The 13,090-nt window shown below is 41.2% G+C and carries 13 protein-coding genes; 9 read left to right on the top strand and 4 right to left on the bottom strand.

The annotated features are described in order from the left end of the window. Positions 1 to 3: 3 nt before the first annotated feature. Complete coding sequence (locus AC0L6H_RS17265; protein ID WP_473390435.1) at positions 4 to 1,410, bottom strand: MBL fold metallo-hydrolase RNA specificity domain-containing protein; 1,407 nt, start codon at positions 1,408 to 1,410, stop codon at positions 4 to 6. 381 nt (positions 1,411 to 1,791) lie between these two features. Between AC0L6H_RS17265 and AC0L6H_RS17260 the strand changes: the two genes are divergently transcribed. The 7 genes from AC0L6H_RS17260 to AC0L6H_RS17230 all read left to right on the top strand — a co-directional run bounded on the left by AC0L6H_RS17260 (position 1,792) and on the right by AC0L6H_RS17230 (position 6,306). Continuing rightward, complete coding sequence (locus tag AC0L6H_RS17260; RefSeq protein WP_473390434.1) at positions 1,792 to 2,376, top strand: hypothetical protein; 585 nt, start codon at positions 1,792 to 1,794, stop codon at positions 2,374 to 2,376. An 8-nt stretch (positions 2,377 to 2,384) separates the two neighbouring features. Further along, the gene (locus tag AC0L6H_RS17255; RefSeq protein WP_473390433.1) at positions 2,385 to 3,284 is read left to right on the top strand and encodes a hypothetical protein; all 900 of its coding nucleotides are present in this window, start codon (positions 2,385 to 2,387) and stop codon (positions 3,282 to 3,284) included. Positions 3,285 to 3,293: 9 nt separating this feature from the next. Continuing rightward, complete coding sequence (locus tag AC0L6H_RS17250; protein ID WP_473390432.1) at positions 3,294 to 3,749, top strand: hypothetical protein; 456 nt, start codon at positions 3,294 to 3,296, stop codon at positions 3,747 to 3,749. After that, on the top strand, positions 3,746 to 4,330 hold the full coding sequence (locus AC0L6H_RS17245) for a hypothetical protein (RefSeq protein WP_473390431.1): 585 nt from the start codon (positions 3,746 to 3,748) through the stop codon (positions 4,328 to 4,330). The genes AC0L6H_RS17250 and AC0L6H_RS17245 overlap by 4 nt, the downstream gene beginning before the upstream one ends. After that, on the top strand, positions 4,327 to 4,896 hold the full coding sequence (locus tag AC0L6H_RS17240; RefSeq protein ID WP_473390430.1) for a hypothetical protein: 570 nt from the start codon (positions 4,327 to 4,329) through the stop codon (positions 4,894 to 4,896). The genes AC0L6H_RS17245 and AC0L6H_RS17240 overlap by 4 nt, the downstream gene beginning before the upstream one ends. 5 nt (positions 4,897 to 4,901) lie before the next feature. Next, positions 4,902 to 5,729: a hypothetical protein gene (locus AC0L6H_RS17235; RefSeq protein ID WP_473390428.1), complete on the top strand. Its 828-nt coding sequence runs from the start codon at positions 4,902 to 4,904 to the stop codon at positions 5,727 to 5,729. Positions 5,730 to 5,967: 238 nt separating this feature from the next. Further along, complete coding sequence (locus AC0L6H_RS17230) at positions 5,968 to 6,306, top strand: hypothetical protein (protein WP_473390427.1); 339 nt, start codon at positions 5,968 to 5,970, stop codon at positions 6,304 to 6,306. Positions 6,307 to 6,329: 23 nt separating this feature from the next. Here AC0L6H_RS17230 and AC0L6H_RS17225 read toward each other — a convergent pair whose 3' ends face one another. After that, positions 6,330 to 7,028 carry a heparan-alpha-glucosaminide N-acetyltransferase gene (locus tag AC0L6H_RS17225; RefSeq protein ID WP_473390426.1) on the bottom strand — a complete coding sequence of 233 codons (699 nt, stop codon included), beginning with the start codon at positions 7,026 to 7,028 and terminating at the stop codon, positions 6,330 to 6,332. Between the two features lie 109 nt (positions 7,029 to 7,137). Beyond that, a complete protein-coding gene (locus tag AC0L6H_RS17220) occupies positions 7,138 to 8,544 on the bottom strand; it encodes a DUF4397 domain-containing protein (protein ID WP_473390424.1) in 1,407 nt (468 codons plus the stop codon). Between the two features lie 379 nt (positions 8,545 to 8,923). Here AC0L6H_RS17220 and AC0L6H_RS17215 point away from each other — a divergent pair, with 379 nt between their 5' ends. Continuing rightward, entirely contained in the window at positions 8,924 to 10,216 is a 1,293-nt protein-coding gene (locus tag AC0L6H_RS17215) for a ribonuclease J (protein WP_473394570.1), read from the top strand. A gap of 54 nt (positions 10,217 to 10,270) precedes the next feature. Here the strand turns inward: AC0L6H_RS17215 and AC0L6H_RS17210 are convergent, their stop codons facing one another. Beyond that, positions 10,271 to 11,176 carry a LysR family transcriptional regulator gene (locus tag AC0L6H_RS17210; protein WP_473390423.1) on the bottom strand — a complete coding sequence of 302 codons (906 nt, stop codon included), beginning with the start codon at positions 11,174 to 11,176 and terminating at the stop codon, positions 10,271 to 10,273. A gap of 195 nt (positions 11,177 to 11,371) precedes the next feature. On the opposite strand from AC0L6H_RS17210, the gene AC0L6H_RS17205 reads away from it, so the two are divergent. Continuing rightward, on the top strand, positions 11,372 to 13,078 hold the full coding sequence (locus AC0L6H_RS17205) for an L-lactate permease (protein WP_473390422.1): 1,707 nt from the start codon (positions 11,372 to 11,374) through the stop codon (positions 13,076 to 13,078). Positions 13,079 to 13,090 lie beyond the last annotated feature (12 nt).

The raw sequence follows: 13,090 nt of genomic DNA, 5'->3' as shown, positions 1-13,090 counted from the left end.
CACTTAATCAAAAAACCATAGTGTCGCCAAGTTGGGGGGGGTTACTTTAATATGCAACAATTCCCATATACGGTTAGCCAAAGCATCTATTGCTTTGGGCTCGCCGTGCACCAGTGCAACACTTGGCTTATTTTTAAAACCTTGCAACCATTCAATTAATTCTGCTTGCCCAGCATGAGCCGAAAAGCCGCCCAATGTCTCTATTTGGGCGCGTACAACAAATTCATCACTAAACATTTTTATATGCTTTTTACCGTCAACTAATAAACGCCCTAAGGTACCGTTTGCCTGATATCCACAAAAGATAATTGTATTTCGGTCATCCCAAATACGTTGTTTAAAATGATGACGAATTCTTCCCCCTGTGCACATTCCGCTTCCTGCAATGATAATTGCGCCTTTTTTAATACGGTTAATAGCAATTGATTCATCGGTTGAGACCGACAAATATAGATTAGGAATAAAATCTTTTAATATAGATTTAGACGAGGGGCTAGCCCCTTGTATTTCTATTTGGTCTAATGAACAAAACCATTGGTCGTATACCCGCGTCACTTCAATTGCCATTGGGCTATCAAGTGCGACTTGCCAATTTTGCAATAAACCTTCTTTATGCAAAATACCTAAATAGAACAAAATTTCTTGTGTACGCCCAACCGCAAACGCGGGGATCATAATATTGCCCCCTCGCGCTTGTGTGTCTCTTATAATTTCACGCAATTGCTCTAAGGTATCTTCAATTTTCTTATGGTTTCGATCGCCATATGTGCTTTCCATGAGCACCACGTCAGCTTCTTTGATAACAGTAGGGTCTTTCATCAACACAGCATTTTTATTCCCTAAATCACCTGAAAATACAAGTTTCTTTTGGCTGTGATGTTCATCGATAAAAAGCTCTACAATTGCACTACCTAATATATGCCCAGCATCTTGAAATTGCACGTGCAAGCCCCTCAACACCTCTTGCTTCTTTTTATAGTCAATTCCACGACACAAATTTAGCGCTTCTTCAACATCTTCTTCTGTGTATTCACGGGGAAGAGGTGCTTTGCCTCTTCTTGCTCTTCGCAGGTTTTCTTTTTCTAAGTCACCTAAATAAATATTTGCTGAGTCTTTTAGCATGACGTCAAGCAAACCAGCCGTTGCCTTAGTACAATAAATTTTTCCAGTAAAACCTTGGTTGACGAGTTTTGGAAGCAAACCACTATGATCAAGATGAGCATGTGACAAAACAACAGCATCCACCGTAGAAGGGGAAAAATCAAAAGATTCTTTTTGAATACGGTCGACTCCATGTCCGCCTTGATGCATTCCACAATCCAGTAAAATACGCCCAAAACTTGATGATTCAAGCATATGGCATGAGCCTGTGACTTCCTGCGCGCCGCCATGAAAGGTGATAGTCGCCATTATTTAATCCTCAATTTATGGAATTTTGAACTATGACAAGCTTGTTTAGATAAATTAGTTATCTTACATTTAGTAGTGTAAATCCTAATATTATATCTACGCTTTTTAATAGCCTTTAAAAGCTTAGCCTACTTTAATCGCGGAAGTTAATATTGATCGTAGTCAAAGTCTTTATCACTAGTTGGTTATAATTTATGCAGTATAGTAGCTGATAAGACATTTGGCATGATGCTGTTAAGGCAATTGAAAATAGTCACCGATACTTATTGGTGCTTGCTAGATCCATTAATTGCAAAAGATCTTTGCAAAAATTGTTACTACTAGATAAAAAAGAAGCCAAATCGTTTTATACCTAAGTGTAAGCACATTTAGGAGATGGCGATGAATTTTATTTTTTCACAAACCCCGATTAGCTTAATGACGACTTTATTGGCTAACCTTAAGCGCTATACGCTAAAAACATTAATCCTCAGCGCTTTTGTTTTAGTCAGTGGTTGCAGCACAACGGTTACGCCTGCGAGTGTTAGCGAATTAAACACGCAAATAAGTGTACTTGAACGCATTGATACAAAATGTACAGAACAAGTGCAGTCGCAGCAAAGGGCGAATACGAATCCTACACTCAGCCAATATCTCTCGCTTGCACATTCGGCGCAGCACTGTGTCTCTGATATTCAGTATTCTCCCCAACATCCTGATGTTGAAACGGCAATGCAGTTTACGGCTTTAGCTTTTGTTAGTTATGTTAAAGCAGGCGATATGGACTCTGCACGCAACACGCTAGAGACGTTTAGATCTTCTTTTCCTCAGCAAGACTTACTCTTTGCAGACTACAGTTCTTTTGTGGATACAGCCTATGTTTTAGTGAACACGCATTCGCTATCACATCACCAACTGCTCTCCTTAAATATCAACCCTACCTTGCGCGCTGAAATTACTCGCCAGCGCAAATGGTCAATTGATTAGGATTAATTATGAATAAACAAAATAACAATTCGCTGCTTTTCGCAAATAAATGTCGTCTATTCGTAGCTAGTATCAGTGTATGTGTTTTGCTCAGTGCAAATGCCTATGCCAGCGAAACGACTAAGGGAAATTGGCAACCGGTGTCAGCCGATGCTTTAGTTGAGCTCCCAGCGAATCTAATAGAAAAAAGAATACAACAAGATTTTAGAATGTCTCCGATGGCCCTTGAGTTATTTAACATAGAAAAGCAGATAAGCGCAAAGAGTGAGCAAATTAAAGCGTTAAAAGCCTTAATTGCAGACGCTAGCGATGACACTATGGTTGATGAAAAAGTAGACCTTATTCAACTTAAATCAGCCTTTCTTGATTTGATGCATGCAGGGCAACAATTACGTCAATCTCAGCTTGAAGACAAAATGGATGTGTACCAGGCAGTCTTAGCTAAGTTATATAAGCAATCAAGTCAGCAAGCAAATAGTGCTGCTTTTCAGCTTAAATTAAGCCAAGAAGCCGCGCGAGCCCGCATGGAAAAGGTGATGCAGCAGGTTGATGAAACTTTATTGCAGGATGGCTACAACGAACAAAGTCCATACGCACAAGAGTTTGCCAGTAACTTACAAAAAATAGAGCAATTAAAAGCGGCGATTAATGCCCATAAAGCAAACTTAGCGGCTACCGTTGATGGAGTTGAAGTGAGCACGCAAGAGTATATGCGCCAATTGCTTATGCAAGCGTCGTCAGAGCAGTCACTTCTAGACCAAGAAGCCTTAATGCTAAGTTATATGGCCAAGATTGTTGCTCTTGATGCCCAGTCACTCGAGTTTGCGATTAGCGTCGCGCAAGAAGCAGATGCGGCCAGTGCAGAGCAATTCACCACGCCAGCAAATTCAGTTTCACTTTTTCTATAAGGAATACGCATGTTAACTTTAAAAAATATGACATCTACTCGCGCATTCACTAAAAGCGTATGTGTCTTTAGCGCTGCGCTTATTACTTTGACGGTGCTTAGTAGCGGTTTGGCAAGTGCAGCATCAAAAACGAGTACAAACACCTTGAGCCTGCAAAACCTCGAAAGAGAGCGTGCAGCACTTATAGAAGATATACTTTCACCCACTTTAGATCTTCAGCAACGTCAAGCGCAGCTAAAAAAACGCCAGCGTCAGTTGACTGACATGGAACGTATGGTCATGCGCGATGAACGTTTAATGTCTTCATCGTCTATGTTTGTGCAAAAAGCCTTTAACGAATATGAACTCACGTTTTTAGTACATGCCGGTGCAGAGAACAAACAAAGCGCCAGTGAGCATTGGTTAAATGAAGTCAATATCACTACTGATGCGGTGCTAAATACAAGCATGAGTTTTCGAAAATGAGCGCACAAAAAGACTTATCTTTAGGCGAGCAACAAGCATCTAGTCCTGTGAACCAAGCGAAATTAGTCAGCAATACTATTGGCACGATTATAGGTAGTTTGGCGATTATATTCGCCCTTATTAGCTTTATCACAAAAATGGAAATCAGCGATATTATTGCATGGATGGAACGCTACTTTGGGGTCACGTTTAGTGTTTTGTTTGCGAGCTTAGTTATCGTTTCAGTATACGCCATCATGAAAGTGAGTAAAAAACAAAAGACTGTTTTTTGGGCACAGGTGGGCTCACAAGCTGCCAACGGTATTTCTACTTTGGCTTTAACATTTACCTTATTGGGGATCAGTTTGGGGATAGGTGCATTGGCAGAACAAAGCTTAACCCCACAAAATGTAAACAAAATAATTACGATATTAACCACACAATTTTCAATGGCATTTATGACCACGGTAGTAGGTTTGCCAAGCTCGACTGCACTTCGAGCATGGCTGGCAATATTACTCGCCAAACAAGGCGTGACTTCGCACTCAAGTATTACGCCTAACCATGCAAAGCCACGTCAAATATATAGGGCTAAAATATGAAGACACTTTTTATTATTGTCAGTATTGTTGCAATTGCCTACTTAGCATTGCAAACAAAGACCGTCAAAACCATGCTACACAAAGCGGCTAGCTATACTGCCGAAGAGCTAAGTCAATTGAAAAATAATGACGCAGTAGCTAGCGAAGCTAGTATCAACACTAAGCTAAATGAAGAATGGGCGACGGTATCTAAACTCGCGAAACTAACCTCTGATGAAAATAAAATATTAGTAGACAGAGTGAATAACTTAGAAAGTGATGTGGCTACTTTAGAAACGGTTGTCACCGGTTTATCACCTTTATTGATAAATAATAAGGCTATTGATGAGCCCGTGAAATCTGCTAAAAAAATCGCAAAAGAAACGCAAGTAAAATCCATTCAGGCTGAGATCAGTTCAACCATTACAGATAGCAGTGAGCAAAGTGCACAAAGTGTGCAAAGTGAGCAAAGTGTGCAAAATGTGCAAATAAATACTCAGCAACAAAAGCGAATGCAGCAACAAGCGATATTGCGCGATCTTGCCCAAAAAATGGAATTGGCAGCGTTAAGCAGCTTGTCTAACTAATCGTTATGACTATGACGCGTCAATCTTTAATGTATGGTGCAGCGACGCTTTTAGTGTTGCTGCTCACTATAATGTTAGATGTGTTTTACTTTGTTGAAGTGAAACAAGATGCAGAACTTAAAGAAGTGCAGGCAAAACAACAAGCCTACGTAGCTATTAATGAGCCACAAGTTTATCAAATGGCATTTGTAGATATCGAATTGCCGCCTCCACCTTCAAGCAAAGTTGAGCAAGATCGACGATCTTCACCTTTGGCACTAAATGCGCCTAAAATACATGAAAATACTGATGATATAGCTGAAATAGAGCAAGTAGCACCAATTGAGATTGATGCTAATGCTATTTTTCAAGCAACGAAAAGAGGCGAAGTTAAGGTAAATTCAGCACAAATCTCAGAGCGCTTGCGTCAACTGTCTTCTTTGAAGGGGGTTGACCGGTCTTTACAATTTCCAAGCTCAAGCACCAAACAAATTTTGGAATATATGCATTCTTGCATCGGCATTGATGTAGGGGCGGTGAAGCAAAATCATTTAACGGTTATTTCTCATAAAAACAGACAGCATAGCCAGATAGTAAGACTTGCCAGTGGCTATAAGACGCCCCAAGAACAAGCTCTTATGGATTTATATGCTCCACAACAAACCTTAGTTCGTTTATACCCACGTTCCTTTGATGAAGTGTTGGGACGGGCTATCGCCAGGCATCTTGGTCAAAAGCCTCTAACGCAGTTAAGCGGCGAATATGTATTAAAAGGCAATGATTTGTGGTTAAGCAAACTTCGTGTAAATGAAATCGCCGTGTTAGATGAATGGCAATTGACCAGTGGATGTTAAACGTCATTTGGTGTTTGGGCAAGCTTCTCTAAATTAAAGTAAATGCAGGTATATAGTATTGACTCATATAGTCGGTTAATATACAAAGATGAGTGCGCTTTTTTAGCTACTTTTTTGCCTACAATTTATCTTTAAGGCTAAGTCCTGAATGAACTATATAAACATTATTGTATGTGTCGCTTCCTTTGTTTGTTGTATTAAAAACGATGCATGTGCTTACAGCTCGTCAAGTAACAATATGTCTGTTTATAAGGCAGCATTAACAAGTCAACGCGATACAAACTCACACACTGAATATGTGCTTAGCTTCTCTCAATTCACACCAGCGCAAGTCGCCCAAATGCAATCTTTCATGCGCGTATATAGTCAATATGTGTCGATGCAAGTGATAAAACAAAATTCGGTTGATACACAGATGCTTTATGTTTACGGAGCAAGTAAAGCCTTATTAATTAACAACCTACAGAAAACAAGTGACCATCTAGGCTTTGAGGTGTTGCTGCGAAATGCAGACAATAAAATTGATATTAAGTTTATTCAATTGCAAGCTAAAAGCCTTCCATATAAAGAATGGTAGATAAGATGCACAAAGTAAGTTGTTTAGATTTTTGTGCTCAAATAAACCAAGCCCATCAAAATGGGTTGATGCAACAAATAAATACTCAAGCTATGCTGTCCGGGCCAAACTAAATATCTTGTCGATACTTTGTTTTGATCGATGTGTTTTAAACAAGGATCAGCTAAGAACCAAGTTGAATGGGCAATAACTACACCTAGAAATACCATACCTAACCATGGGAATAAGGCGACGTAATCGTTTGTGTATCGTGGCAAGTTATCGAAAAACAAATCAAAGGGCCAGCGACTTGGCAATATCTGCATCGCACCAACACTTAAAAAACAAATCGATATTAACAAGCAAACTTTTGGCAACCTAACAAAAAACACGACGATGCAACTAGCAAGAGCTAAAAAGTGTAATACGCCAAAGAAAATCCAATTTTTGGGGATAGCAATATAGGTAACCACTGAAATTGACAAAGCAGCAAGACTAATTTGTCCAAGTCGTTTTAAAAACTTTCTAGCTTTAAAGGATGACTTGTGCACAAAGCTTAGCGATATGCCTAAGCAAATAAAAAACAAACTAATGATGATCCAGCGAAACTCTCGCCAGCCGCTTCCATCTGGAATATCCCAGCTCGCATAGCCAAAAAAAGTTAGGTCGTAAATGAAATGGAAGATTACCATCAATACGATGGCTAAAGTGCGAATGATGTCGAGTGTGAGATTTCGTTGCATGACAATACAGTATCATCTTAAGTGATAAAAAACGCCTCAGTTTGCAATAAATTGAGGCGTTTTTGAAGTATAACAACAGATGTGTCAGTTGTTTAATCTTGATTTGTTTTTACTGAGCTCTACGTGGCACCACAAAGTCATCAGCAAGGATAAGCTGTGGACCCATGTCGGTTGTATCGCCGTCAACCGCTAGGGCAGTATATATACCACCTGCCATCAGGTTTAATTCACCGGTTGCAATAGCTGCCTCTTTTGAGCCATTAGCGGTTACCGTTACGTGATAGCTGCCTGGCGCTAATTGCACGTAGCCTGTTTCTGCCAAGGCAGCGGTCATATATTCAACTCCCGCAAAAGCAGGTTCTACGTTGTCAATCATTCCATCAGCAGTTACGTAAATGTCGACTGGCCCAGTAGCTTGCGAAGCATGAAATATTCTCACTTGTGCGGCTGTCGCTAAGGCACGTCGGTCATCTACAATCAGGTCTAGATCTGCTGATGCTAAGGTGTTGTTAGCCAAGGCCGTGTAACGCATTGCGTTCATTATGCTAATCGCTGCGTCATCTATTGCCACGATGCTATTATCTGCGTCAGCAACGACATCCAGGATATAGTCTCCGCCAGCGACCTCGATGTAAGGTGTTACTCCTTTGAAGGGAGCGCCGTCAAACAATAATATATCGTCTGCGTCGGGTACAACTGCGAAAACATCAACCGCGGGAGCATCGGCAATGCCGTGGATAGCGCGAACGTTTGCTTTCGTGTTCACGTCATAAATGACAGCTGAAGCTGTGCCATCAGCCACAAGTAAAGCAACCGGTGAAGGACCGGTTGCAACATTTTCAGTTGCTGTTACCAAAAAGTCTGCGCCTGCTCCTAATGATAGGCTGCCAGAGTCGTACACTACCGTTGTTGTCCCAGCTACAGTGATGCGTACCTGATAGTCGCCAGCGGGCACTTCAACTTGTGGCGTAAACTCTTTGAACGATAAAGTAGCAAGGGCTTGTTCTGCGTCAATTGCTGTATTTGGGGCAGTTACATACACATCAACCATAGGCGCTTCAGGCGCGCCATGTACCACTTGTACTCTAATGTTACCGTCACCAATATCAGCCTTTGGACTTGTTACCAGTAATGCCTCTAAATCAGCAACGTCGCCAACGGCGAGCACATTGTAAACCGTATCATCACTTAGCGTTGCTGGCACGTTTAGTACCTCAACATTACCTGCCGGCGTTTCTGCCTCAACTCTGAACGTATACGTGCCTGCATCTAAATTTAATAAGCCAGACGCCATTTGATAATCAACATCTTGCATTGACGCAACTGCAGTAGTGCCTGAAAATACATCAACTAAAGGCGCGTCAGGTGAGGCGTGTACGACTCTCACATTAGCAAACTCTGCGGGTACAAGTGGTGGAGTATTTACGTTAACAGGTGGATCGTCAAGATCGTTACCACAACCCGCAAGTAACAAGCCGCTTAACATAACAACTGGAACTGCCTTTAATAATTTCATGGTTTTTTCCTTATTATTTAAATGATGAAACTTCCGGATATTTTCTACCTCGTTTTTTTTTGAATGGATTAGCACCAAAGGGCTGATTTAGATTAAATTTTGTTAATGAACTTGGTCTTACTAGTTAATGAACGTAAATTCGCTAGGCCGCGTAGAAGGTTGTATCTGAAGGCTTAATAAGAAAAGTCCTGTGATACAATTTGATTAATATCGGGCTGTGATTGCACAACTCCATGGCAACTTAATGTATTGCTAACTAGTGCGTTTCATCTTTATTTATTGCCATAGGCAAACACTGCAAAAGGTTGTTCCCTTGAAATATTTACCAACTGAACATGATCTGTGGTTTCTACCCTTAGGCGGAACGGGCGAAATAGGCATGAATGTAAACCTATATGGCCACAGTCGACAGTGGCTGATGGTCGATTGCGGCGTTACTTTTGACGTGCCGCTGCTGCGTGAACAAGATGAACATAGCGGCGTAGCTCGCCATAATATGGTGAGTGCCGATATCTCCTTTATTGCCAACCGTCGGGACGCCTTATGTGGCATGATTTTAACGCATGCTCACGAGGATCATCTCGGTGCAGTAGTAAGCCAATGGGAGCAGCTGCAATGTCCAATTTACACCACTGCCTTCACCGCGGAAGTATTAAGGCGTAAAGCCTACAAAGCAGAAGTACCTTACGACCTGCCTATTGTTGTCGTGAGCCCAGGAGATGTACTCGATATTGGCCCATTTACGATAGAATGGATACCCACTACCCATTCTATTCCTGAAGCCAATGCACTTTTAATCACCACGCCCGTTGCGAGAGTATTGCATACTGGAGACTGGAAAATAGATAACAGTCCGGTGGTGGGTAAACGTTTCAATAAACAGTTATATAAAAATTTAGCAAGTAAAAACATAAGTGCAATGGTCTGTGATTCTACTAATGCTAATCGCCCAGGACACTCGGTATCAGAAAAAGACTGCGAATATGGCTTAGGTAGTATTATTAGCCGTGCAAAGGGGCGGGTAGTGGTGACTTGCTTTGCTAGCAATATTGCTAGGCTCATCACACTGGCTAAAATCGCACAGGCAAGCAATAGATATATGTGTTTACTCGGCCCAGCACTTGAGAATATGGTTAGTATTGCTAGGAGCACAGGATTTTGGCCTGAAGAATTTAAAATTACTCCCCGCAGACATATTGGCTACCTTCCAAAACATGAAGTACTGATTGTGGCGACAGGCAGTCAGGGAGAACCAAGAGCAGGTTTATATAAACTTGCAATGAATACTCACCGAGATTGTGATTTAGACAAAGATGACACCGTTATTTTTAGCAGTATTGTTATTCCCGGAAATGAAAATGCCGTCAAACGATTAACAAGCCTTCTAACACAACGAGACATAAATGTTATCGAATCGGCAAATTGTGATTACACAATCCACGCGTCTGGTCACCCGAATGAAGACGATTTAGGGCAATTATTCGACTGGGTACGACCAAAATGTATAGTCCCGGTGCATGGTGAACCAAAGCATTTATTAGCCTGTTCTGAAGTCGCCAAAAAGCATGGGGTAGAGAAATCACTAGTGGGCTTAAATGGCGATTTATATAGCTTGGCGCCACGTATGTCTATTAAAAGAAAAGAAATCAGCGCACCCAGAATTGCACTTTAAATGCTCTTTATCATATCAATTTGAACAAAAAACTCAGTCTTTATGTCGCTATCTTTAATGAAAATATGACTCTTGTTTTACAAATGCCTTACGTAAATGTTCTATGACCAGTTTGATTTTTTTATCAGGTTGACGGCAATTTGGATATACCGCATAAATCCCCAACATTTTACTTGCGTAGCTCTCTAATATTGGTTTTAACCTTCCGTTTTTTATATCTTCAAAGACCAGTGCTTGAGGTAAGAAGGCTATACCTAGATGCGCTGAGGCTGCGGCAGCGATAGCATGTAAACTATTTGTATTAAACCGTCCTTTAACTTGAACCTGTTGCTCTTGCCCCTTGTCTGCAAAAATCCAAGTATCAGTACCTGCGCCATCATATTTATATAATAAGCATTCATGTCCATGCAGTTCACTTGGATGTAGCGGTGTTCCATTGGCTTTTAAATATTCAGGTGAGGCGCACACAACCCACTGCGAATCAACGAGGCGTCGTGCCACTAAACTTGAATCTTCTAAATGAGCTGTACGGATTGCCAAATCGTAGCCTTCTTCAATTAAATCGACAACGCGATTATTTACTTGTAAATTGACATTTACTTTAGGATATATTGTACAAAATTCAGCAAGCGCTTTACTTAATAACAAGTTAGCAGACACGACAGGCATGGTAATTTTTATCGTTCCACGAACTTCGTCACCATATCCATTTACGACATTGGTCGCATCTTGCATAGCAGATTTTGCCAGCTTTCCTTTGCCGTATAGCAAGCGCCCCGCGTCTGTTAGACTTAATTTGCGGGTAGTTCGATACAATAGTTGCACGTTGAGGCTTTCTTCTAACCTAGTAATACGCTTACTGACCACAGAATTGGTCAATGAAAGTAACTCAGCTACTTTAGAAAATGACCCATTTTCAACTACTTGGACGAATAAAAGGACGTCATCTGCTTTAATCATTTGTTTGTCTACCTAGTTGATATTTCCTTTTTAACAACATGATTATGTAATAAAAAGAAAAAATGAAGTTCAATAGTGTATATATATCAATAAATTAAAGCTAGCTACAGTAGACGTCAGTCTAGCATTAACAATTCATTTGCAAGTGTTAGGGCAATTAATCAACAAAATGTGATCGAAAAAGAGGAAAAGATTGTGAATGAACTGAGCTATGGGCTACTTGCCTTATTTCCAATTGTCTTAACTGGCATATTGTTGCTTGGGCTGCAATGGTCTGCCAAACGCGCAATGCCAATAGTGTTAGCGTTGACGGCAGGATTAGGGATATTTGCTTGGGATATGACAGTTAATCGCGTACTTGCATCAGGCTTGCAAGGATTGGTAATTACCGTATCGGTATTGTGGATAGTATTTGGGGCAATATTTTTATTAAATACCTTAAAACATACCGGTGCTATAAAAATTATTCGTGGTGGTTTTACACAAGTGTCGCCAGACCGCCGTGTACAAGCAATCATTATTGCTTGGTGTTTTGGTACTTTCATTGAAGGTGCATCTGGTTTTGGTACACCTGCTGCAATAGCCGCTCCTTTGCTGGTAGCCATCGGTTTTCCAGCGCTAGCAGCGGTGTTAATGGGGATGATGATTCAAAGTACGCCAGTTAGTTTTGGCGCCGTGGGTACGCCAATTGTGATAGGTGTTAACAAAGGGCTTGATGCGCCAGCTATAAGCGAACTATTAATTGCAAACGGCAGCAGCTGGGAAGCGTTTATGCAATTGATTACTTCTCAGGTTGCCTTAATGCATGGTTTGATAGGTACATTTTTACCTTTGTTCATGGTTATTATGTTGACTCGGTTTTTTGGTAGCAATAAAAGCTGGAAAGAAGGCTTTGCTATAGCTCCTTTTGCTTTGTTTGCTGGGCTTTCATTCACGATCCCTTACGCACTTACCGGTATCTTTTTAGGGCCAGAGTTTCCGTCATTAATGGGCGGCTTAGTTAGCATGGCCGTTGTTGTGACCGCCGCAAAACACGGCTTTTTAATTCCTAAAAAAACTTGGGATTTTCCTGCGTCAAGTGAATGGCCTGCCTCTTGGTTAGGCCAGTTATCCCTTAATCAAGAGACCGATGGGGCAGCTTCACTAAGCGCAGAGAAAATGTCACCACTGCTTGCATGGGTACCATATTTACTTGTCGCATTATTGCTCGTTTGTTCGCGAGTTTTTGTTGAGTTTAAAACCCTATTAACGGACTTTACTTTATCTTTCTCGTCAATTTTAGGTGAGGCGGGTATAAGCGCAGGTTTTTCGCCATTGTATCTACCTGGTGGAATATTAATGGTTTGTGCCCTAATTGCAGCGCTGGTGCAGACGAAAAAGTCGACGCTAGCATTAAGTGCTGTTTTTCAGGAGTCAAGTAAGACAATATTAGGAGCTGGCTTTGTATTGATATTTACAATACCTATGGTGCGTATCTTTATTAATTCGGGTGTGAATTTGTCTGATATACCAAGTATGCCAGTCTCGGGTGCAGCATTATTCGCAGGCGTGTTTGGCGCTGGTTTTCCTATGGTCAGTGCAACAATAGGCGCCCTGGGTGCATTTATTGCCGGGTCAAATACGGTATCAAATATGATGTTCAGCCAATTCCAATATGAAGCGGCAATGAGTTTGAACATTGCGCCCTCCATTACCATTGCAGCGCAGGCGGTGGGTGCGGCCGCAGGTAATATGATAGCGATTCATAATGTCGTGGCGGCGTCGGCAACGGTTGGATTGCTTGGTCAAGAAGGAGCAACTCTGCGTAAAACAATATTACCAACTATTTATTATGTGGTTTTTGCAGGTATTATTGCGGTGCTCGCACTCTATGGATTTGGTTTTACCGATATGTTGTCCTAAACATTACTATGC

This window comes from Glaciecola sp. G7-5, assembly GCF_055808975.1.
This window is presented reverse-complemented; position numbering and strand designations above follow the sequence as displayed.

Coding starts and splice junctions, on each gene's coding strand:
- AC0L6H_RS17215 (WP_473394570.1), top strand. CDS start 8,924: ATGAATGTAAACCTATATGGCCACAGTCGACAGTGGCTGATGGTCGAT.
- AC0L6H_RS17210 (WP_473390423.1), bottom strand. CDS start 11,176: ATGATTAAAGCAGATGACGTCCTTTTATTCGTCCAAGTAGTTGAAAAT.
- AC0L6H_RS17220 (WP_473390424.1), bottom strand. CDS start 8,544: ATGAAATTATTAAAGGCAGTTCCAGTTGTTATGTTAAGCGGCTTGTTA.
- AC0L6H_RS17250 (WP_473390432.1), top strand. CDS start 3,294: ATGTTAACTTTAAAAAATATGACATCTACTCGCGCATTCACTAAAAGC.
- AC0L6H_RS17265 (WP_473390435.1), bottom strand. CDS start 1,410: ATGGCGACTATCACCTTTCATGGCGGCGCGCAGGAAGTCACAGGCTCA.
- AC0L6H_RS17235 (WP_473390428.1), top strand. CDS start 4,902: ATGACTATGACGCGTCAATCTTTAATGTATGGTGCAGCGACGCTTTTA.
- AC0L6H_RS17245 (WP_473390431.1), top strand. CDS start 3,746: ATGAGCGCACAAAAAGACTTATCTTTAGGCGAGCAACAAGCATCTAGT.
- AC0L6H_RS17240 (WP_473390430.1), top strand. CDS start 4,327: ATGAAGACACTTTTTATTATTGTCAGTATTGTTGCAATTGCCTACTTA.
- AC0L6H_RS17225 (WP_473390426.1), bottom strand. CDS start 7,028: ATGCAACGAAATCTCACACTCGACATCATTCGCACTTTAGCCATCGTA.
- AC0L6H_RS17255 (WP_473390433.1), top strand. CDS start 2,385: ATGAATAAACAAAATAACAATTCGCTGCTTTTCGCAAATAAATGTCGT.
- AC0L6H_RS17260 (WP_473390434.1), top strand. CDS start 1,792: ATGAATTTTATTTTTTCACAAACCCCGATTAGCTTAATGACGACTTTA.
- AC0L6H_RS17230 (WP_473390427.1), top strand. CDS start 5,968: ATGTCTGTTTATAAGGCAGCATTAACAAGTCAACGCGATACAAACTCA.